Annotated in this window: 20 protein-coding genes; 7 read left to right on the top strand and 13 right to left on the bottom strand. The window is 67.8% G+C overall.

What is annotated here, in order from left to right; all coding sequences use genetic code 11:
- Positions 1–45: 45 nt before the first annotated feature.
- Positions 46–2,325 (top strand): glycoside hydrolase family 3 N-terminal domain-containing protein, encoded by a 2,280-nt coding sequence (locus VPA02S_RS27585; protein WP_018904644.1) that lies wholly within the window; start codon positions 46–48, stop codon positions 2,323–2,325.
- A gap of 24 nt (positions 2,326–2,349) precedes the next feature.
- On the top strand, positions 2,350–2,628 hold the full coding sequence (locus VPA02S_RS27580) for a hypothetical protein (RefSeq protein WP_155247833.1): 279 nt from the start codon (positions 2,350–2,352) through the stop codon (positions 2,626–2,628).
- Between the two features lie 81 nt (positions 2,629–2,709).
- On the opposite strand, the gene VPA02S_RS27575 is transcribed toward VPA02S_RS27580, so the two are convergent.
- The 8 genes from VPA02S_RS27575 to urtA form a co-directional block, all read right to left on the bottom strand.
- The gene (locus VPA02S_RS27575; RefSeq protein WP_012748237.1) at positions 2,710–3,060 is read right to left on the bottom strand and encodes a hypothetical protein; all 351 of its coding nucleotides are present in this window, start codon (positions 3,058–3,060) and stop codon (positions 2,710–2,712) included.
- A 148-nt stretch (positions 3,061–3,208) separates the two neighbouring features.
- On the bottom strand, positions 3,209–3,556 hold the full coding sequence (locus VPA02S_RS27570) for an FmdB family zinc ribbon protein (protein ID WP_018904646.1): 348 nt from the start codon (positions 3,554–3,556) through the stop codon (positions 3,209–3,211).
- Between the two features lie 11 nt (positions 3,557–3,567).
- On the bottom strand, positions 3,568–4,800 hold the full coding sequence (gene fmdA, locus VPA02S_RS27565; RefSeq protein WP_018904647.1) for a formamidase: 1,233 nt from the start codon (positions 4,798–4,800) through the stop codon (positions 3,568–3,570).
- A gap of 27 nt (positions 4,801–4,827) precedes the next feature.
- Positions 4,828–5,517, bottom strand: coding sequence for an urea ABC transporter ATP-binding subunit UrtE (gene urtE / locus VPA02S_RS27560; protein WP_026284006.1), 690 nt, complete (start codon positions 5,515–5,517; stop codon positions 4,828–4,830).
- A 323-nt stretch (positions 5,518–5,840) separates the two neighbouring features.
- A complete protein-coding gene (gene urtD / locus VPA02S_RS27555) occupies positions 5,841–6,584 on the bottom strand; it encodes an urea ABC transporter ATP-binding protein UrtD (protein WP_012748241.1) in 744 nt (247 codons plus the stop codon).
- Positions 6,585–6,605: 21 nt separating this feature from the next.
- The gene (urtC, locus tag VPA02S_RS27550; RefSeq protein ID WP_026284007.1) at positions 6,606–7,802 is read right to left on the bottom strand and encodes an urea ABC transporter permease subunit UrtC; all 1,197 of its coding nucleotides are present in this window, start codon (positions 7,800–7,802) and stop codon (positions 6,606–6,608) included.
- 34 nt (positions 7,803–7,836) lie between these two features.
- Positions 7,837–8,751, bottom strand: a complete 915-nt coding sequence (gene urtB, locus VPA02S_RS27545; protein ID WP_012748243.1) for an urea ABC transporter permease subunit UrtB — start codon at positions 8,749–8,751, stop codon at positions 7,837–7,839.
- Between the two features lie 140 nt (positions 8,752–8,891).
- Positions 8,892–10,160, bottom strand: coding sequence for an urea ABC transporter substrate-binding protein (gene urtA / locus VPA02S_RS27540; RefSeq protein ID WP_062366818.1), 1,269 nt, complete (start codon positions 10,158–10,160; stop codon positions 8,892–8,894).
- Between the two features lie 254 nt (positions 10,161–10,414).
- Here urtA and VPA02S_RS27535 point away from each other — a divergent pair, with 254 nt between their 5' ends.
- The gene (locus tag VPA02S_RS27535; protein ID WP_230537791.1) at positions 10,415–13,801 is read left to right on the top strand and encodes a hybrid sensor histidine kinase/response regulator; all 3,387 of its coding nucleotides are present in this window, start codon (positions 10,415–10,417) and stop codon (positions 13,799–13,801) included.
- On the top strand, positions 13,779–14,687 hold the full coding sequence (locus VPA02S_RS27530) for a response regulator transcription factor (RefSeq protein WP_012748246.1): 909 nt from the start codon (positions 13,779–13,781) through the stop codon (positions 14,685–14,687). Before VPA02S_RS27535 ends, VPA02S_RS27530 begins: the two co-directional genes overlap by 23 nt.
- 38 nt (positions 14,688–14,725) lie before the next feature.
- Here VPA02S_RS27530 and VPA02S_RS31880 read toward each other — a convergent pair whose 3' ends face one another.
- Together VPA02S_RS31880 and VPA02S_RS27525 are read right to left on the bottom strand one after the other, a co-directional pair.
- Positions 14,726–15,184, bottom strand: a complete 459-nt coding sequence (locus VPA02S_RS31880) for a hypothetical protein (protein WP_155247834.1) — start codon at positions 15,182–15,184, stop codon at positions 14,726–14,728.
- A 137-nt stretch (positions 15,185–15,321) separates the two neighbouring features.
- On the bottom strand, positions 15,322–16,473 hold the full coding sequence (locus tag VPA02S_RS27525; protein ID WP_018904652.1) for a sensor histidine kinase: 1,152 nt from the start codon (positions 16,471–16,473) through the stop codon (positions 15,322–15,324).
- A 126-nt stretch (positions 16,474–16,599) separates the two neighbouring features.
- Between VPA02S_RS27525 and VPA02S_RS27520 the strand changes: the two genes are divergently transcribed.
- Positions 16,600–16,884 (top strand): DUF1488 family protein, encoded by a 285-nt coding sequence (locus VPA02S_RS27520; RefSeq protein ID WP_012748248.1) that lies wholly within the window; start codon positions 16,600–16,602, stop codon positions 16,882–16,884.
- Here the strand turns inward: VPA02S_RS27520 and VPA02S_RS27515 are convergent.
- Both VPA02S_RS27515 and VPA02S_RS27510 read right to left on the bottom strand, forming a co-directional pair.
- Entirely contained in the window at positions 16,870–17,781 is a 912-nt protein-coding gene (locus tag VPA02S_RS27515) for a DMT family transporter (protein ID WP_018904653.1), read from the bottom strand. The genes VPA02S_RS27520 and VPA02S_RS27515 overlap by 15 nt on opposite strands.
- A gap of 38 nt (positions 17,782–17,819) precedes the next feature.
- Positions 17,820–18,593: a helix-turn-helix transcriptional regulator gene (locus VPA02S_RS27510; RefSeq protein ID WP_018904654.1), complete on the bottom strand. Its 774-nt coding sequence runs from the start codon at positions 18,591–18,593 to the stop codon at positions 17,820–17,822.
- Positions 18,594–18,729: 136 nt separating this feature from the next.
- On the opposite strand from VPA02S_RS27510, the gene VPA02S_RS27505 reads away from it, so the two are divergent.
- A complete protein-coding gene (locus VPA02S_RS27505) occupies positions 18,730–19,551 on the top strand; it encodes a substrate-binding domain-containing protein (protein ID WP_018904655.1) in 822 nt (273 codons plus the stop codon).
- Between the two features lie 58 nt (positions 19,552–19,609).
- Positions 19,610–20,359, top strand: a complete 750-nt coding sequence (locus tag VPA02S_RS27500; RefSeq protein ID WP_018904656.1) for a transporter substrate-binding domain-containing protein — start codon at positions 19,610–19,612, stop codon at positions 20,357–20,359.
- Positions 20,360–20,675: 316 nt separating this feature from the next.
- Here VPA02S_RS27500 and VPA02S_RS27495 read toward each other — a convergent pair whose 3' ends face one another.
- Positions 20,676–21,083 (bottom strand): hypothetical protein, encoded by a 408-nt coding sequence (locus VPA02S_RS27495; RefSeq protein ID WP_244883785.1) that lies wholly within the window; start codon positions 21,081–21,083, stop codon positions 20,676–20,678.
- Between the last annotated feature and the right edge of the window lie 2 nt (positions 21,084–21,085).

Genomic DNA, 21,085 nt, shown 5'->3' with positions numbered 1-21,085 from the left:
CCGGCCGTTCCGTGCGGCATCGCTTTGGCATGAGAATGGCGTGCCATGCACGTTCGAATCCCCGCCATGGCGGCGGCCCTGCTGGGCCTGGCCTCGGTTTTCTTCTCCCCCGCGTCTCTCCCGGCCCCGGCCACCGCCGAGGGCGCCAAGGGCGCGGACGCCCGCATCGAATCGCTCATCGCCCGCATGACGGTCGAGGAGAAGGTCGGCCAGCTCAGCCTCTATGGCCCCGCCAACACCAACATTCCCGGCAACCCGCAAGCCGGCCAGCGCAACGCGCAGCAGGAAATCGACGACGTGCGCGCCGGCCGCGTCACCGGCCTGTTCAACAACGAGGGGCTGGAGCGCAAGCGGGTGCTGCAGGAGGTGGCCGTGCGCGAATCGCGCCTGGGCATTCCGCTGCTGTACGGCGCCGACGTGATCCACGGCTTTCGCACCATCTTCCCGATGCCGCTGGCCGAGGCCGCGAGCTGGGAGCCCGAACTGGCCGAGCGCACCGCGCGCGCCGCCGCGGTGGAAGCGAGCGCCGACGGCTTTCGCTGGACCTTCGCGCCGATGGTGGACATTGCACGCGATGCGCGATGGGGCCGCGGCATCGAGGGCGCGGGCGAAGACGTGTACCTGGCCAACCAGTTCGCGGCCGCGCGCGTGCGCGGCTTCCAGGGCGCCGACCTCTCGCGCGGCGATTCGCTGCTGGCCACGCCCAAGCACTTCGCGGCCTACGGCGCTGCCGAGGGCGGGCTCGACTACGCCGCCACCGACATCTCCGAGCGCACGCTGCGCCAGGTCTACCTGCCGCCGTTCCGCGCCGCGCTGGACGCGGGCGCGCTCTCGGTCATGAGCGCCTTCAACGAGATCTCGGGCATTCCGTCGATTGCCAACCCGGCGCTGCTCACGGGCGTGCTGCGCGACGAATGGAAGTTCAAGGGCTTCGTGGTGTCCGACTACACGGCCGACGAGGAACTGATCGCGCACGGCTACGCCGCCGACGGCCGCGAGGCGGCCAAGCAGTCGTTCCTGGCCGGCACCGACGTCAGCATGCAGAGCGGCCTGTACATGCGCCACCTGCCCGAACTCGTGGCCTCGGGCGAAGTGCCGATGGCGCGCCTGGACGATGCGGTGCGCCGGGTGCTGTGGGTCAAGCAGAAGCTGGGCCTCTTCGACCAGCCGCTGCGCGGGCTCGACGCCGCACCAGCGCAGCCGCGGGCCGACAACCCTGCCCACATCGCGCTGGCGCGCGAGGATGCGCGCCGCTCCATCGTGCTGCTGAAGAACGAGCGCGCAGTGCTGCCGCTGCCCAAGGCGGGCCGCAAGATCGCGCTGATCGGGCCCTTCGCCTCGGGCACGCAGGACCTGCTCGGCGCGTGGAGCCTGTTCCCGGGCCAGGCGGCGCCCGTGGGCATCGACGACGGCCTGCGCGCCGCGCTGGCCGACCCGGGCGCGCTGGCGGTGGTGCGCGGCTCGGGCATCGATGCGCCGCTGGCCGGCGGCATCGAGGCCGCCGTGGCCGCCGCGCGCGAGGCCGACGTGGTGGTGCTCGCCATCGGCGAGAGCGAGCGCATGTCGGGCGAGGCGCGCTCGCGCACCGACATCGGCATTCCGCAGGCCCAGCAGGACCTGGCCGAGGCCGTGGCCGCCACCGGCAAGCCCGTGGTCGTGCTGCTGAGCAACGGCCGCGCGATGGCACTCAAGGGTGCGGTGCGCAATGCCGACGCCATCCTCGTCACCTGGTTTCTCGGCGTGCAGACCGGCAACGCCATTGCCGACGTGGTCTTCGGCGACTTCAATCCCTCGGGCCGCCTGCCGGTGAGCTTTCCGCAGGCGTCCGGCCAGGTGCCCTTCTACTACGGCCAGAAGCGCACCGGCCGGCCGCTGCCCGACTACGACCAGGCCATGGCTTTCAAGACCCGCTACGTGGACACCACGAACCGGGCGCTCTACCCCTTCGGCCATGGCATCGGCTATGCGCCGGTGCGCTACGACGGCATGGAGCTGAGCCAGGACCGGCTGCCGATCGGCGGCACGCTGCGCGTGCGCGCCACCGTCACCAACACCGGCCAGCGCGAGGCCGAGGAAGTGGTGCAGCTCTATGCCGCCGAACGCGCCGCGAGCGTGACGCGGCCGGTGCGCGAGCTCAAGAACTTCCGCAAGGTGCGCATCGGGCCCGGTGCGTCGAAGGTGGTCGAGTTCACGCTGCGCCCGGACGACCTGCAGTTCATCGGCCGCGACATGAAGCCGACGGTGGAGCCGGGAGAATTCGACCTGTGGGTGGCACCTTCGGCCGCAGACGGCATCAAGAAGAGCTTCGCGCTCACGCGGGAGTGAGGCGCGGTGGACGATCGGTCGATGATGAAAACACCCCTGCTCGCCGGGCGCCGCCTGGCTCTCATCTGCGAAACGAGCACCGAGAGCTACAGCTTCGGTCCGGACGGCACGGTCGCCGCGATCCTGGGAGAGAAGAACGGACCTGCATGCGCGCCGATCTTTCGCTACAGGGTGCTGTCCGCCGACAGCATCGAGCTGCTGGACGGCGACGGGGTGTTCGCGGCTTGGACGCACATCGAGATCGATGGCGATCTGCTGCGCGCCCGATGCAACGGGCAAGCCAAGGTATTCAGGATCGGATGAGGAACGGCTGGCGGAGAACGCGAAAAACGGGCCCCGTCGGGGGCCCGTTCTTCATTGCGCCGATCAAGGGAGCGATTCGGCTCAGAGGCCGGCTTGGCGCGTGAACGACACGCTGGGCTTCTTGTAGGCTTGCGGCACTTCGTCGCGGTAGAACGCGCGGCGGTCGAGGCTTGCGAGCGGGTCGTGCGCCTTGGCAACGGCTTCGGCCTGGATGGTCGCGCGGTCGGCGGTCGAGGTGAAGGCTTGCGCACCGGCGCTGGCGCTGTCGCCGTATTCGTTGCCGGCGCGGGCGGCGGCAACGGCTTGCGGCGCGACTTCGGCGCGCGAAACGCCGGAGTTCACGGTCAGCACACCTTCGTAGGTTTCTGCATGCGCACCGGCGGCAGCCAGGAGCGAGAGTGCAGCAGCAGCGAGGACTTTCGAGGCATTCATTTCAATCTCCTAATGGGTTGGTTGGTGAAATGAAGTGTGATCCTGAAGTGCCTCAAAAAACCGCGGCAAACGGAATCGCGGCGTTCACGGGATTGAAACAATCGAGCCGGTGCCGGCCCGCTGCATGCCGTGGATTGTTAGGCCTGCATTAGTGCGAAATCATCCAGGGCCGCTTGGCAGGCGCCGACTTGGCGCCGTTGGGTGCCGTCACCGTCGCACTGCGCCGCGGCGATGAACCCGAGCAGCAGCCGCAGCCCGCCGGATGCTTGAAGCGCGCGTAGTCGCGCGAGCTGCCCGGCTCGTGCCGGGCGCGCTCGTTGGTTTCCATCGCGCGGCGCGTACCAGACGCCATCAGCGCGAGCCGTGGTGCCGCCGAAAGCACGCGCGGCGATGCGCATCCGCAGTCGGGGCATGCGGCAGGCTCGTCGCGCTGGCCCGAAGGCCGCAGCGCCTCGAAGCCGCCGCACTGGCCGCAGGCGTAGTCGTAGGTGGGCATGGGCGCGTCCGTCAGGCCAGGTCGTGCGAGAGCGGCATGTCGATGCTGCCGTCGATCATCTTCACCGGCCCCGCGGCGTTCGGGTTGATGTCGAAGTCGAAGATCTGCGTGGGCAGCCAGAGCGTGGCACAGGAGTTGGGCACGTCGACCACGCCGCTGATGTGGCCTTGCACGGGTGCGGTGCCCAGAATCGAATAGGCCTGCGCGCCCGAGTAGCCGAACTTCTTCAGGTACTCGATGGCGTTGAGGCAAGCTTGCCGATAGGCCACGTTCACGTCCAGGTAGTACTGCTTGCCGGCCTCGTCGACCGAGATGCCTTCGAAGATCAGGTAGTCGTTGTACTGCGGCGTGATCACGCTCGGCTTGAAGATCGGGTTCCTGATGCCGTACTTGGCCATGCCGCCCTTGATGAGCGTGACCTTCATGTGCACCCAGCCCGCCATCTCGATGGCGCCGCAGAAGGTGATCTCGCCGTCGCCCTGGCTGAAGTGCAGGTCGCCCACGCTGAGGCCCGCGCCGTCGACGTACACCGGAAAGAACACCTTCGAGCCGCGCGACAGGTCCTTGATGTCGCAGTTGCCGCCGTGCTCGCGCGGCGGCACGGTGCGCGCACCCTCGGCGGCGGCCTTCGCCCTCGCCTCGCCCGTCATCTTGCCCATGTGGGCGGTGCCGGCGAACGGCGGATTGGCAAGGCCGGGCACGCGGTCCGGATCGGTGGCGATGAGCTTGCCTTCGCGCTCGTTCCACATGTCGAGCATCGGCTTGTCGGGCAGGCAGCCGATCAGGCCGGGGTGGATGAGGCCCGCGAAGTTGACGCCGGGAACGTGGCGCGAGCTGGTGAACATGCCCTTGAAGTCCCAGATGGATTTCTGCGCCTCGGGAAAGTGGTCGGTCAGGAAGCCGCCGCCGTTCTTCTTCGAGAAAAATCCGTTGAAGCCCCAGAGGCTGTCCTGCTTGGCGCCGATGTCGAGCAAGTCGACCACCAGCAGGTCGCCGGGCTCGGCGCCCTTCACGCCCACGGGGCCCGAGAGGTAGTGCACGGTGCTCAGGTCGATGTCGCGCACGTCGTCGGCGCTGTCGTTGTTCTTGATGAAGCCGCCGGTCCAGTCGAAAGTCTCGAGGATGAAGTCGTCGCCCGGGTTGACCCAGCAGGCCATCGGAATGTCCGGATGCCAGCGGTTGTGGATCATCTCGTTCTCGGTGGGCGGCTTGGTCAGGTCGACCTTGATCAGCGTGTCCGTCATTTGCAGTGGCTCCTGGGTTGGTTGTGGTTAAACGGAGAGGTAGGCTTTGATGTGATCCACATCGGTCTTGTCGCGCGCGGTCTCGTGCACGAGCCGCCCGCCTTCGATCACGAAGAGCCGGTCGGCCACGTCCATGGCAAAGCTCAGCACCTGCTCGGACACGACGATGGTGATGCCGCGCAGCTTGCGGATCTCGTTGAGGGCCTTGGCAATGTCCTTGATGATCGAAGGCTGGATTCCTTCGGTGGGCTCGTCGAGCAGCAGCACCTTGGGGTCGGTGACGAGGGCGCGCGCAATGGCCAGCTGCTGCTGCTGGCCGCCCGAGAGGTTGCCGCCTTTGCGGCGTTTCATGTCCCACAGCACGGGGAACAGCGCATAGATTTCTTCGGGAATGCGTTTGGTCTTCGAGTTTTCGAGGCCGGTCTGGATGTTCTCTTCCACCGTGAGGGTCGGAAAGATCATGCGGCCCTGCGGCACGTAGGCGATGCCCTTGGCCACGCGCTTGAAGCTCTCGTCGCGCGATACGTCCTGTCCGGCCACTTCGATGCGGCCACTCTTGATGGGAAGCACGCCCATCAAACTCTTGAACAGCGTGGTCTTGCCCATGCCGTTGCGGCCCATGACGGCTATTGTTTCGTTGGCATGGCCTTCGAACGAGATGCCGTGCAGGGCCTCGCTCTGGCCATAGGCTACGTGGAGGTCTTCTACTTTCAGCATGATGTTGCTCATCTGGTTGTTCCTCTAGTGCTCTTGTTTTTTGCGCTGCTGTTCAGGGCGCGTGCACAGGCCACCGGGTACTTCCCTCCGCGAATGTCCCCCGGGCTTCGCCCTCCTCCTTTATTTCGCTGCGGGAAGCACCCGATGCCCTGTGCACGATGGGCGCGGCTGTGGTGCTGGCCGATCAACGACCGCTGCGCATGACGATCACGCCGATGGGGTGCCTTGCGCAGCGAAATCAAGGGGGAGGCCGCAGGCCGGAGGACATTCGCGGAGCAAGGTACCCCGTCGGCGGGAGCGCGCCCTGAAAGACAGCGCTTCATCTAGTGCCCCAGATAAACATCGATGACCTTGGGGTCCGCCTGCACCTTCTCCATCGGCCCCTCGGCCAGGATCTTTCCCTGGTGCATCACGGTGACCTTGTGCGCGATCTGCTTCACGAAAGCCATGTCGTGCTCGATGACGATCACCGCGCGGTTCCGGCAGATGCGCTTGAGCAGGTCGGCCGTGAGCTCGCGTTCACGCGCGCTCATGCCGGCAATGGGTTCGTCGAGCATCAGCAGCTCGGGTTCCTGCATCAGCAGCATGCCGATCTCCAGCCACTGCTTCTGGCCATGGCTCAGCAATCCTGCCTCGGTGCGCAGCCTGTCGGCCAGGCCGATGTCCTCGGCCACCGCCTGGACCTTGGCCTTGACCTCGTCGTCGCACTTGAACGCCAGCGCGCCGAGCACCGATCGGCCCTTCGGGAACGACACCTCCAGGTTCTGGAACACGCTCAGGTTCTCGTAGATCGACGGCGTCTGGAACTTGCGGCCGATGCCCAGCCGCACGCGCTTGTGCTCGGCCATCTTGGTGAGCTCGGTGTTCTTGAACTTGATGCTGCCGGCGCTCGCGCGCGTCTTGCCGCAGATCAGATCGAGCAGCGTGGTCTTGCCGGCGCCGTTGGGGCCGATGATCACGCGCAGTTCGTTGCGGTCGATGTACAGCGTCAGGTCGTCGATGGCCTTGAAGCCGTCGAAGGAGACGCTGAGGTCTTCCACGGCGAGTGCGAAGTCGGTGTTGCTCATGGGATGGGACTCCGGGTTCGGTCAGGCGCGCTGGCGGCCGATGCCTTCGGGCAGCACGGGCTCGACCTGCGGCACGGCGACGGGTGAAGGGGCCGACACGGCGGCGGGCGGCGGCTTCACCGCGGCATCGCGCAGGGCCTGGCGGCGCGAGGCCCACCACGGCGTGATCGTGTCTTCCCACAGGCCCGCGAGCCCCATCGGGAAGGCCATGGTCACGCCGATGAAGAGGCCGGCCATCAGGAACAGCCACAGGTCCGGAAAGCTCTCCGAGAACAGCGTCTTGCCCGCATTCACCAGCAGCGCGCCGTACACCGCGCCCACCAGGCTCATGCGGCCGCCCACGGCGCAGAAGATCACCATCTCGATCGACGGCACGATGCCCACGAAGCTCGGCGACATGAAGCCCACCTGCAGCGCGAACATCGCGCCGCCGATGCCCGAGAGCCCGGCCGCCAGGCAGAAGATGAAGACCTTGAAGTTGGACACGTCGTAGCCCGAGAAGCGCACGCGGTCTTCCTTGTCGCGCATGGCGAGCAGCAGCGTGCCGAGCTTGCTGGTCTGGATCCAGCGGCACAGCACGATGCTCGCGACCAGCAGGCCCACGCAGACGTAGTAGAGAACGTACTTGGCGCCGTCGGTGCGCGTGTCCCAGCCCAGCATCGTCTTCAGGTCGGTCATGCCGTTGACACCGCCGGTGTAGCCCTGCTGGCCGATGATGAGCACGGTGCAGATCAGCGCCACCGCCTGCGTGATGATCGCAAAGTACACGCCGCCCACGCGGCGCTTGAACATCGCAAAGCTCACCAGCCAGGCCAGCGCCATCGGCGCCAGCACCACCAGCGCCAGGCTCAGCGGCAGGCTCTTGAACGGCAGCCACAGCGCGGGCAGCTCGGTGATCTGGTTCCAGTCCATGAAGTCCGGAATGCCGGGCGTCGACTGGATCTTGGTCGTGACGGGGTCGGAGGCCTCGAGCTTGAGGAACATCGCCATCGCGTAGCCGCCGATGCCGAAGAACACGCCCTGCCCCAGGCTCAGCACGCCGCCGTAGCCCCATACCATCACCAGGCCAACGGCCACGAAGGCGTAGGTGAGGTACTTGCCCACGAGGTTCAGGCGGAAGATGTCGAGCGACAGCGGCAGCACGACCGCCAGCAGCAGCACCAGCAGCAGCAGGCTGCCGAGCTGGTAGCGCAGGATCGAGGCCTTGATGAAATTCATCATCGGAACGTTCTCCAGGAAGGGTTCGGGTTCATCAACGACGCACCTTGACTGCGAAAAGCCCTTGCGGCCGCATCATCAGAATCAGCACGATCAGCGAGAGCGTCAGCACCTTGGCCATCGAGCCGGTCATGAAGAACTCCGAGATCGACTGCGTCTGCGCAATGCCGAAGGCCGAGACCACGGTACCCAGCAGGCTGGCCGCGCCGCCAAAGGTGACGACCAGGAAGGCATCCACGATGTAGAGCGAGCCCGAGGTCGGCCCGGTGGAGCCGATGGTGGTGAAGGCCGCGCCCGCCATGCCGGCAATGCCGCAGCCGATGGCAAAGGTCAGGCGGTCGGTCTTCATGGTGTCGATGCCGGTCGCGTTGGCCATGGTGCGGTTGGCCACGGTGGCGCGCACGCGCAGCCCCCATCGGCTCTTGTGCAGCGCAAGCAGCACGCCGCCGGTGACCAGCGCGGTGAGTGCGAGCACGAACAGGCCGTTGATCGGAATGTCCAGGCCTTCATGCGGCGTCCACGAGCCCATGAGCCACTCGGGCAGCGTGGGGCTCACTTCCTTCGGGCCGATGAAGGTGCGGAAGATCTGCTGCAGCCCCAGGCTCACGCCCCAGGTGGCGAGCAGCGTGTCGAGCGGGCGCTTGTAGAGATGGCGGATCAGCACCCACTCCACGATCCAGCCGACGATGAAGGCGAACACGAAGGCGAGGCCGATCGCGATCGGAAAGTAGTACGGCATGAACGCGGGCGCCAGGCTTTCGGTGACGCGCGCGGCCAGGTAGATCGAATAGGCGCCGATGGTCATGAACTCGCCATGCGCCATGTTGATCACGCCCATCTGGCCGAAGATGATCGCGAGCCCGAGGCCCATCAGCAGCAGCACCGCGAACAGGCTCAGCCCCGCGAAGCCCTGCATCAGGCCGATGTTCATCATGTCCGACAGAGTCATGGCAACGATTCCGGTGTTGGGTATTGGCTCCTTCCCCTTCCGGGGGAAGGTTGGGATGGGGGCAGGCAGAGCGTGCCCATGGGTGGCGCCGCTTGCCCCCACCCCTGCCCTCCCCCGGAAGGGGAGGGAGCGAGACAGGGTTACTGGTAGCCTTTGGGAAACGGATCCGGCTTGATCAATTCCGCCGACTCCGCCACCACCTTGAACGTGCCATCCAGCTGCCCTTGCCCGATGCGCGCCTTGCTCCACAGGTGATGGTTCGCGTCCAGCTTCACGTAGCCCTCAGGCGCCGTCTTCAGCTCGATGCCCGGCGAGCCGGCCACCACCTTGTCCACGTCGAAGCTGCCGGCCTTCTCCACCGCCGCCTTCCAGAGCCACGGGCCCAGGTAGCCGGCCTGCGTGACGTCGCCGATCACCGCGTCCTTGCCGTACTTGGCCTTGAAGGCTTCCACGAACTTCTTGTTGTTCGCGTTGTCGAGCGACTGGAAGTACTTCATCGACGAATAGAAGCCCGCGAAGTTCTCGCCGCCCACGCCGGTCATCTCGTCTTCCGTGACGGCCAACGTCAGCAGGAACTGCTTGTCGCCCGTGATGCCCGCGGCCTTGAGCTGCTTGTAGAAGGCCACGTTCGAGCCGCCCACCACCGCCGCGAAGATGCAGTCGGGCTTGGCGACCTTGATCTTGTTGATCAGAGAGTTGAAGTTGGTGTGGCCCAGCGGGTAGTACTCCTCGCCCTTGACCGAGCCCTTCTGGAAGTTCTCGATGTGCTTGCGCGCGATCTTCATCGAGGTGCGCGGCCAGATGTAGTCGGAGCCCACCAGGAAGAAGGTCTTGGCCTTCTTCTCCTTGGCGCCCCAATCGAGGCCCCAGATGATCTGCTGCGTGGCTTCCTGGCCCGTGTAGATCACGTTCTTGCTCTGCTCCAGGCCTTCGTAGAAGGTCGGGTAGTACAGGAGGCCGTTCTCCTTCTCGAACACCGGCAGCACGGCCTTGCGCGAGGCGCTGGTCCAGCAGCCGAACACCGCGGCGCAATGGTCGTTGACCAGCAGCTTCTTCGACTTCTCGGCAAAGGTCGGCCAATCGGAGGCGCCGTCTTCCTTGATCACCTTGATCTTGCGCCCGAGGATGCCGCCCATCGCGTTGATCTGGTCGATGGCGAGCTGCTCGGCCTGGATCGAGCCGGTTTCCGAAATGGCCATGGTGCCGGAGGACGAGTGCAGCTGGCCTACCGTCACTTCGGTGTCGGTCACCGCGAGCTTGGTGGTGTTGACTTTGGCCGTGGGGAACTGCGACTGGCCGAAGCTCAGGCCGGACAGGCCCATCACGGGCAGCGCGGCAGCGCCCTGCAGCAGCCGGCGGCGGCGCAATGCCAGGGCATCGAGGGAAAGATCTTCTGAATCACGCGACATCGGGAAACTCCAGGCAGGTTGTTGGAAGGGTGAGCCGCGCACCATCGCAGTGCGTCGGACGGTGCCCCGAGCACCATGGCTGGTACTTTAGAAATCACCTGCGCCGGCGCGAATACGTCATTCAACGTAGCGGCCGCAAGCGCCCGGGCCTGCAGACTTGCGAGCCGCGCACAAGGGCGCAAAGCACGCAGGGAGCGCTTCTTGCTCTGCTGCCTTCCATGCCGCCGCCCTCGCCCTTGCCGCAAGCCCCCACCATGCAACCCGTCACCGGCCAGAAGATCTTCCGCATCCGCCGCGACTACAACGCGTGGGTCGCGAACGAAACGCTGGAGGACTACGCGCTGCGCTACACGCCGCGCAGCTTTCGCAAGTGGTCGGAGTTCCGCGTCGCCAACGCGGCCTTCGGCGCCACCTCGTTCCTGGCGCTGGAGGCCATCGGCGGCGCCATTGCGCTGAGCTACGGCTTCTCGAACGCGCTGTGGGCCATCCTGGTGGTGGGGCTCATCACCTTTCTCACCGGCTTGCCGATCTCCTACTACGCGGCCCGGCATGGCGTGGACATGGACCTGCTCACGCGCGGCGCGGGCTTCGGCTACCTGGGCTCCACCCTCACCTCGCTGATCTACGCGAGCTTCACCTTCATCTTCTTCGCGCTGGAGGCGGCCATCCTCGCGCTGGCGCTGCAGCTGTACCTCGACTGGCCGCTGCCGCTGCTCTACCTGATGTCGTCGGTCGTGATCGTGCCGCTGGTGATGCGCGGCATCACGCTCATCTCGGGCCTGCAGCTGTGGACGCAGCCGATCTGGATCGTGCTGTTCGTCTGCCCGTTCATCGCGGTGCTGGTGAAGAAGCCCGGGCTGTATGCCGACTTCACCGGCCTGGTGGGCCGCAGCTCCGACAGCAGCAGCTTCGATCCGCTGATGTTCGGCGCCGCCGCCACGGTGGCCTTCTCGCTGGTGGTGCAGATCGGCGAGCAGGTCGACTACCTGCGCTTCCTGCCCGAGAAGACGGCCGCCAACCGCGGCCGCTGGTGGGCCGCGGTGCTGGTGGCGGGGCCGGGCTGGATCGTGCCGGGCATGCTCAAGATGATGGGCGGCGCCTTCCTGGCCTTTCTGGCGCTCCAGCACGAGATTCCGGCCCGGCACGCGGTCGAGCCCACGCTGATGTACCTCACGGGCTTTTCGTACGTGCTGCGCGATCCGGCCTGGGTGCTGGCGATCACCACCCTCTTCGTGGTGGTCTCGCAGATGAAGATCAACCTCACCAATGCCTATGCGGGCTCGCTGGCGTGGTCCAACTTCTTCGCGCGGCTCACGCACAGCCACCCGGGGCGCGTGGTGTGGCTGGTGTTCAACGTGGTCATCGCGATCCTGCTGATGACGCTGGGCGTGTTCGCGGCGCTCGAGCATGTGCTGGGCTTCTACAGCAACATCGCCATCGCCTGGGTCGGCGCGCTGGTGGCCGACCTGGTCATCAACAAGCCGCTGGGCTGGAGCCCGCGCACCATCGAGTTCAAGCGCGCGCACCTGTACGACATCAACCCGGTCGGCCTGGGCGCGATGCTGGTGGCGGCGGCGCTCGCCATGCTGGCGTACTCCGGCGTGCTGGGCCAGTGGGCGCGCGCGTTCTCGCCCTTCATCGCGCTGGCAACGGCGCTGGTGGTCTCGCCGCTGCTGGCCTGGCGCACGCGCGGACGCTACTACCTCGCGCGCAGCGACATCCGGCGCTGGACGCCGGGGCAGATCGTGAAATGCTCGGTGTGCGACAACAGCTTCGAGTCCGAGGACATGGCGCACTGCCCGGCCTACAGCGCGCCGATCTGCTCGCTGTGCTGCACGCTCGAATCGCGCTGTCACGACCGCTGCAAGACCGACTCGCGCGCGGCCGAGCAGATGAGCGGCTGGCTCCAGGCGCTGCTGCCGCCCGCGCTGTCGGGCCGGCTCAACTTTCGCGTGGCGCACTACCTGATGGTGGCCACCTCGCTGGTGGCGCTGCTGGCCACGGTGATGGGCGTGGTGTACGCGCAGGAGGCCATCGTGGGCGCCGATGCGGTGGACCCGGCGCTGCGCAGCGCCTTCCTCAAGGTGTTTGCGCTGCTGTCGCTGGTGGCGGCGGTGGCCGCCTGGTGGATCGTGCTGGGCAGCGAGAGCCGGCAGATGGCGCAGGAGGAATCGAACCGCCACAACCACCTGCTCACCGTCGAGATCGAGGCGCACCAGCGCACCGACGCCGCGCTGCAGACCGCGAAGGAAGCCGCCGAAGCCGCCAACCAGGCCAAGACCCGCTACGTGGCCGGCATGACGCACGAGCTGCGCACGCCGCTCAACAGCATCCTGGGCTACTCGCAGATCCTGCTCAAGGGCGAAGCCGTGGCGCCGCCGCGCGAAGCGGTGCAGACCATCCAGCGCAGCGGCGAGCACATGCTGGGGCTGATCGACGGGCTGCTCGACCTGGCGCGCATCGAGGCCGGCCGGCTGCAGCTGGAGCCCGCCCCTCTCGCGCTGCCGGCCTTCCTGGACGAGGTGGTGCACATGGTGCGGCCGCAGGCCGAGAACAAGGGCCTGGCGTTCGTCTACACCCACAGCGGTCGGCTGCCGCCCTGGGTGCATGCCGATGCCAAGCGGCTGCGCCAGATCCTCATCAACCTGCTGGCCAACGCGGTGCGCTTCACCGACAGCGGCACGGTCACGCTGCATGTGGATGCGCGGCGCGAGGTGCTGCGCTTCGACGTGGTCGACACCGGCATCGGCGTGGCGCCGCAGGACCACCAGCGCATCTTTCTTCCGTTCGAGCGCGGCGCCGCCGGGCGCCGGCGCGGCGAGCCCGGCACGGGCCTGGGCCTCACGATCACCGGCCTGCTCACGTCGCTGATGGGCGGCGAGCTGGCGCTGGCCGCCACCTCGCCCGCGGGCAGCACCTTCAGCGTGCGGGTGTACCTGCGCGAAGTGGCCGACCCCGGCCCGCAGGCGGAGACACGGCGGCCGGTGTCGGGCTACATCGGCGCGCGCCGCACGCTGCTGGTGGTGGACGACCAGCCGGTGCAGCGCCAGATGCTGGCCGGCATGCTCGCGCCGCTGGGCTTCGAGGTGCGCGAGGCCGCAAGCGGCACCGAATGCCTCGACAGCCTGCGCGAGAACCTGCCCTCGGCGATCCTGCTGGACCTCACCATGGACGACATGGATGGCTGGCAGACCGCGGCGCTGGTGCGCGCCTCGGGCTTCGACCGCCTGCCGATCATCATCGTCTCGGCCAACATGTTCGAGAACCAGGGCGAACTGCTGCGCGCCGCGGGCTGCCAGGCCTTCGTGGGCAAGCCGGTCATCGAGTCGCAGCTGATCGCCACGCTGGAGCGGCACCTCGGCCTCGAATGGCTGGCGTCGAACGACGCGATGCCGCCCACCGTCGACATGGCGCCGCGGCCGGTGCAGCTCGCGCTCTCCGAAGACGACCGCGCCGAGCTGATGCGGCTGGTGCAGATGGGCCACATGCGCGGCCTGCACCAGGTGCTCGACCGCCTCGCCGCCGCCTCCCCACCGGCCGCGGCCACCTGCACCTGGCTGCGCGGCATGGCCAACCGATTCGAACTCGACAAGCTCCGCAAGGCACTCGCAGAACAAGATGCAGACACTCTCGCCCCCTGACGAAGCCGAACGCCCCGTGGTGCTGGTGGTGGACGACGCCCCCAGCAGCCTCGGCATGCTGTGCGACACGCTCGAATCGAGCGGCTACACCGTGCTGGTCGCGGCCGACGGCGAGGCCGCGCTGCAGCGGCTCGAACTGGTGGTGCCCGACGCGATCCTGCTCGACGGCCTGATGCCCGGCCTGTCGGGCTTCGAGACCTGCCGGCGCATCAAGGCCAATGCGGCGCTCGCGCACATCCCGGTGCTGTTCATGACCGGCCTTTCGGAAACCGCGCACGTGGTCGAGGGCTTCGAATGCGGCGGCGTCGACTACGTGGTGAAGCCGATCCGCGCGCAGGAGGTGCTCGCGCGGCTGCACACGCACACGCGCAACGCACGCATCACGCGCATGGCGCGCGATGCGGTCGACGTGGCCGGCATGGGCGTGGTCTTTGTCGATGCGCGCGGGCGCATCGCATGGCGCTCGCCGCAAGCCGCGCTGTGGCTGCATGCGCTCGATGCGGCGCCGGCCGCCGGGCTGCTGCCCGCCGCGCTCGCACCCGCGCTTGCGCCCGGCGCGGCCATTGCAGTGGCCACGGCGGCAGGCGCACGCATTTCGGTGCGCAACCTCGGCGCCGCGGCGCTCGGCGAAACCATGCTGCTGTTCGCGGCGCAGCGCGAAGGGGCCGCGGGCAAGCCGTCGGCGCGGCTGGCCGAAGCGGCGCTCACGCCGCGCGAGACCGAAGTGCTCTCATGGCTTGCCAAGGGCAAGACCAACCGCGACATCGGCGAGATCCTGGGCACCAGCCCGCGCACCGTCAACAAGCACCTCGAGCACATCTTCGAGAAGCTGGGCGTCGAGACGCGCGCTGCCGCGGCGGCACTGGCCAGCGGACAGCTGGCCTGATCGAGCCATCCAGCGGGCAGCTGGCCTGGTCGAGTTACCTACCTCTTCGTTGCCGGCGTTGCAGGCACCGCAGGCGTCGTCGCGGTGCTGTCGGCCTTGGAGCCCGGCACGGCCGGCGTCGCGGGCGTAGCAGACATCGTGGACGATGCCGAGGACGAAGAAGAAGAAGACTGCGGCGACGGCGTGGCCGGTGTCGCAGGCGTGGCTGGCGTTGCAGGCGATGTGGCCGTGGCCGGTGTTGCAGGCGTGGCGGGTGTTGCCGGCGTCGCCGCGTTGGCCGAGGCATTGGAGCCGCTGGCCGCGCCCGCGCCATTGCCATTGGCGCCCGCACCAACGCCCGCGCCTACACCGGCGCTGCTGCCGCCACCTCCACCGCCCCCGGCACCGCCACCACCGCCTCCTCCGGAGCCGCCGCCCGCAGCCAATGCGAGCGGGGCCACGCAGGCGCCCATGAGAACCGCCACCAGGGTCGGTGCAATACGTCGTGTCAGCTTCATCGGAATCTCCTTGTTGGTGTTTCGACAAGGCCAAGCTAGACACGGCCGGAAAGCCGGCTTGTAGTCCAAAGTCTTCATGGCGGGCCGGCCCAGTCGCCGGTGCCATGCAATGGATAGCTGCGCGGCGCCTGTCGGTATCACCCGCCGGGCTGGGTCGCCTGCTTGCCGCCGCGAGGCAGATGAACGGTGAATGCCGTGCCTTCCGCCGCGGAGGAGGTCACGGTGATGGTGCCGCCGTGCCCCGTCACGATCTCCCGCGCAATGTAGAGACCCAGCCCCAGGCTCGTGGCGGGCCGCTCGTGCGGCGCCGATTCGCGTGTCGCAACCTGCACCAGCGGGTTGAAGATGACCTGCATCGAATCGGGGGGAATCGGCCTTCCCTGGTTCTTGACGATCAGGCTCGCATGCGCCCCCTCGTCCCGGATCACCAGCGCCACGGGATGGGCGGGGTCTCCATGCTGCACGGCGTTGCTCAGCAGGTTGGTGAGGACCTGGCGCATCCTGGGCGCATCGAACATCAGCACCACATCGGCTGGAAGCTCGGCGACGAGCTCCCGCCTGGGATAGGCCGCGCAGACCTCGTCGAAGGCCTCCTGGCACAGCGCACTCAGGTCGCCTTCCTGTGGAACCACTTCGATGCCGCGGCCGAGCCGGGTGCGCGTGTACTCGAGCAGGTCGGTGACCATGTCGTTGATCGACGCAATGCTTCGCCTGGCGATCTGGAGCGTGCGCTCCTTGGGCCTCGCCTCGCCAGCCAGTTCGAGAAGATGAATGCAGGAGCTGAGCGCGCTCAACGGGTTTCGCAGGTCGTGTCCCAGCACGGCCAGGAAGGTGTCCCTGGAATTGGCCACGTGCTCCGAATAGGTGGCCATGGCCTCGGCAAGGCCCTGGTCGATGCCTTCGTTGAAGCGCATCACTTCTTCCAGGACCGCGGCATCGACCGTGCCGACGTGTCCCATCCACAAACGAAGAACCGTGGCCCGCAGCGCGCGGTATTCCGCGCCCAGTTGGGAAAGGTCGAAACCCACCCGCTGGCGCAGGCCACCGTGTTCGGCGGCAAAAGTCTCCTTGAGGAACGGCAGCGCAAGTCCCTTGGACTTTGCTTCGCGCTGCCTTTCAGACTGGGCCGACTCCATTTCGCCGGCAATGGCCAGCAGGATTTCATGCGCATGGTCCCGCAGTTCGACAACGGACATGGTCTCCGCCGGCGGGATCATCGTTCGTGCAAAGGATTCCCACTCGACGAGGATGGGTTCGATGTTGTCCTTGATGAATTGGCTCAGGCGCATGCTGGCCGGAGTATGCGCCCGTGTAGGACAACAGGAGGTACGGCCAACAGCCACTGCCCGGGCGCCGGAGAAAAAAGGGTACTCGATGAAGCGTATCCTGAGGCTCCTCCTACCGGAACACACGCCATGTCTGAACAGCCTCTTTCCGGGACGGACCCCGTCGATCCACCCTTCTTCCACGAGGCCTCGGGCACGGTCCGCTTCTGGGTGCTCATCGATGGCCAGCACATGGGCGCGAGCATCAGCAAGGACGTCCTGCGCTACCGCTTCCGCCCCGGCGCGCAAGGCGACGACCCGATGGAAATCTACGCGCAGTACGCGGACCAGCTCGAAGCGGCCGTGCGCCGGCGGGCGGCGCAGGGCTCGATCGAGCCGGTGATGCTGCGCGAGTTCGACCTACCCCGCGGTTGATTCCACGCGCGCACTGCGCGTGCGGGCGCCGCTGGCCAGCGTCACGCCGATCAGGGCGCTGGCAATCGCGACCCGGTCGATGCCCGTGGCGGGCTCGGCCAGCCACCACCACCCGCCCAACGCGGAGAAGACCGGCGCCAGCCCTCCGAACGCCGCCGCCTGCGACGCACCAAGGCGCGCAACGGCCGCGCCGAAGATCCACAGCCCCAGCAAGCCCGCGACCGCACCCTGCATCAGCGCCTGCCACAGCACGTCGCGCAGCGGCGCATCGGCAAGGCCCGTTCCGCCCCGCCACAGCAGCCATGGCACGAGCAGGATCGCCGACCACGCACTGACGACCGCCGCGCCTTGCCATGCGCCAAGGCCGGCGCGCCTGAACGACAGCGTGAAGCCGGCCCACAACGCGGCCGCAAGAAGAAAGAGCAGATCGCCGCGCCAGGCGCCGGCATCGACGCCGCGAAAACTGCCCGCCCCCAGCATGCCGATGCCCGCCGCAAGGAACACCAGGCCGAGCGCCCGCGCGCGGTCCGGGCGTTCGCGCCAGAACATCCAGGCCAGGCCCGCGGCAAAGAGCGGACATGCGCCCGCCATGAAGACACCCATGTGCGCCGACGGGGCGAACCTGGTGCCGCTCATCGCCACCAGCCCGAAAGGCAGCCCCGCGCCAAGCACCATCCCGGTCAGCCACCGCAGCGGCACCCCGCGCGGCAGCAGGCCGACGCGCAGCCACACGGGCATGAGCACGATCGCCGGTATGCCGTAGCGCAGGATCGCCAGGTCGGCCGGAGCGATGGTGGTGGTGGTCGAATGGCGCGTGGCCACCTGCCAGATGCCCGCGATCAGCGCCGAGGCCACGCCGGCGGCCAGGCCGGCTGAAAGGCGCACGTTGACCGTCATCTGTTGGCTCCGTTGAATGCGAAGCCCGCAGTGTTCTGTCAATGCAGGCGGCGCGCTTCCAGATTCGTGCGCATCTGGCTCGGCGCCATGCCAAAGGCGCGCCGGAAGGCCACCGTGAAGTGCGCATGGCTTGCAAAGCCCAGGTCGGCCGCAAGCGCGCTGATGCTTGGCTCACCTTCGCGCAGGCGGTCGAGCGCGAGCGTCATGCGCAGCTGGTTGCGCAGGCCGTGCAGGCTCGTTCCCGTGTGCATGCGGAAGCGGCGCGCCAGGTGGAAGGCCGAGCAATGGACCGCCTTGGCGATCTCGTCGAGCGTGTCGCTGCGCTCCGGTGCCGCGGCGATGTAGTCGCGGGCGCGCTCGACCGCGCGGTGGACCTTCGGCGGCGCCGGCCGGTCGGCCGGCCGCATGCTCTGGACCAGGCCGGCCAGATGCTCCTGCACCTCGAGCGCATCGATCGCCTGCATCGCATGGGCCTGCAGGCATCGGCGCAGCAGCAGCTGGCCGCCCAGCGGCAGGTACACCCGGCCCGCCGGCGCCAGGTCTTCGACGAGCGTGACCACCACGCTGCGCTGGCCCGCCATCGGGTGCTTCAACTGGTAGGGCCCGTCGGGCGACAGCCACAGTGCGGCCGCGGGATCGCAGACGAAGGCGTCCGCGCCCAGCCGGCATTCGAAGCGCTGGCTCAGCGGCAGCAGCAGGCGCGGCCCCTGCACGCGATAAGGCGGGCTCCAGCCGGGCTCGGCCGTCTCCAGCGTGGCCAGCTGGCAGCTGACGGAGCCGCTTTCGAAGAGCACGCTGCGAAGGTAGGTCATGGGTGTGAAAGGCAGCAGTGCCGCCCGTCCGGATTCTGCCAGCCGGGCCACAGGCCCTGGTGTTTACCCCGAAGGCGCTGAAGGCCGATTGACAGCCTCGCTGCCTACGATCGAGGGAATTTCATCCGGAGACACCATGAAGACCACCCCCACCTTCTCGCTCGCCCGCCTGACCCGCCGCGCCAGCCTGCTGGCTGCCGCATCCGTTCTTGCCGCATGCGGCAGCCTCGGCAGCGCACCGCCCGCGGCCGGCGACATCCACGTGATGACCTCGGGCGGCTTCACGGCCGCGTACAACGAGCTGCGCCCCGGCTTCGAACGCAGCAGCGGCCGCACGGTCAAGACGGCGTATGGCGCCTCCATGGGCAATGCCGAAGATTCCATTCCGAGCCGGCTCTCGCGCAACGAGCCGGCCGACGTGGTGATCCTCGCGCGGCCCGCGCTCGATTCGCTGGTGGCGCAAGGCAAGGTGGTGCCCGGCAGCCAGGTCGACCTGGTGCGCTCGTCGATCGGCTTTGCGGTGCGCAAGGGCGCGCCCAAGCCCGACATCTCGACGGTCGATGCGCTCAAGCGCACGCTGCTGGCAGCGCCTTCCATCGCCTATTCGGCCAGCGCCAGCGGCACCTACTACGAGACCGAACTGCTCAAGAAGCTCGGCATCGAGGACCAGGTCAAGCCCAAGAGCAAGCGCATCCTGAGCGAGCGCGTGGGCACGGTGGTGGCGCGCGGCGACGCGGCGCTCGGGCTGCAGCAGGTGAGCGAACTGCTGCCGATCGCGGGCATCGACTACATCGGCCCCCTGCCCGCGGAAGTGCAGCAGGTGACGGTGTTCTCGGCCGGCATTGCCACCGCCTCCAAGCAGCCCGACGCGGCGCGCCAGCTGATCCGCTATCTCAATTCGCCCGAGGCGGCGCCGACCATTGCGAAGACGGGGCTGGAGCCGCTGACGGCGCGCTGAGGCGGCAGCCCGGGCTCAGTAAACTGGCGTCCATCATCTTTCCCGGACGATGCACGCCATGAACCCATCTATTGCCCCTGCCCTTGTCTCCGCCTTCGCGCCCGGCGGCACGCTGCGCGCATCGATCAACCTCGGCAACCCGATCCTCGCGAACAAGGACGCGGCCACCGGCGAACCGATGGGCGTATCGATCGATCTCGCGCGCGAGTTCGCGCGGCGGCTTGGCGTGGGCATCGAGCTGGTGGTGTTCGAGAAGGCGGCGGCATCGGTCGACGCGGTGAAGAACGAGAAGGCCGACATCGGCTTCTTCGCGATCGACCCGGCGCGCAGCGAAGGGCTGCTGTTCACCGCGCCTTATGTGCTGATCGAAGGCAGCTATCTCGTGCGCGAGCCATCAGCGCTCACGGACAACGCGCAGGTCGATGCAAAGGGCCACCGCATCTCGGTCGGCGCGGGCAGCGCCTACGACCTGTTCCTCACGCGCGAGATCGAGCAGGCCGAGATCGTCCGGCTCCAGGGCGCGGCCGCCGCATTGGCGGCGCTGCGTTCAGGCGCGGTCGAGGTGGCCGCCGGCATTCGCCAGCTGCTCGAAGCCGAGGTGCGGCGCGAGCCGGGCGTGCGCGTGCTGCCCGGCCGCTTCATGGTGATCCAGCAGGCCATGGGCACGCCCGCGAGCCGCGGTGCCGAGGCGCAGGCGCTGCTGTCTTCCTTTGTCGAGGAGATGAAGGCGAGTGGCTTTGTTGCCGATGCGCTTCGGCGTCATCGCATCGAGGGGGCGATCGTGGCGCCGGGTTCTACTCGTCCGTAGTTCTTGGCGCCGTCGGTCCTGTTCAGGGCGCGTGCACAGGCCACCGGGTACTCCCCTCCGCGAATGTCCCCCGGCCTGCGGCCTCCTCCTTGATTTCGCTGCGGGGAGCACCCGATGCCCTGTGCACCTGGGCACGCTCTGGGTGCACAGCTGATCAACGACCGCTCCGCGTAACGCTTCCGTCGATGGGGTGCCTTGCGCAGCGAAATTAAGGGGGAGGCCGAAGGCCGGAGGACATTCGCGGAGCAAGGTACCCCGTCGGCGGGAGCGCGCCCTGAATGAACCCGCTCCCGCTCCCTTCAACGCAGGCGCCGCATCACAGCTTGTACGCCTCCACCGGCCCCTGCGAATAGAACAGGAAGTAGCCGGTCTCCGTCTTGAAGCTGTTCTTCTGCCACCCCGGCGGCACCTTGAAGATCGCGAGCTGGTCGCTCGACACGCCGACGAACTCCGTGTTCGCGGTGTCGGTGGTGATCCGGTTCCAGCGCTCGCGCGTCACCGGCTGCATCTGCATCTTCGGCTCGCTCCACTCGGGGGTGCGTACCTTGTCTCGCATGATGTAGCGGCCGCCCTGGCGCTCGATCTTGACCAGTTCGCGCAACGCGCCGTTCGTCTTCACGGCGTAGACGCCGACAAGCTGCGCCTCCGGCTCGGCGTGCTGGCCGCAGCCGGCCAGCAAGAGCAGCGACGACAGGCCGGCCGCAACACAGTTGAGTGTGTTCATCA

Origin of the sequence: Variovorax paradoxus NBRC 15149 (assembly GCF_001591365.1) — a bacterium.
In the GTDB taxonomy this organism is placed as follows: Bacteria; Pseudomonadota; Gammaproteobacteria; order Burkholderiales; family Burkholderiaceae_C; genus Variovorax; species Variovorax paradoxus.
Note: the sequence above shows the minus strand (reverse complement) of the source record. Positions and strands in the feature narration are given on the sequence as shown.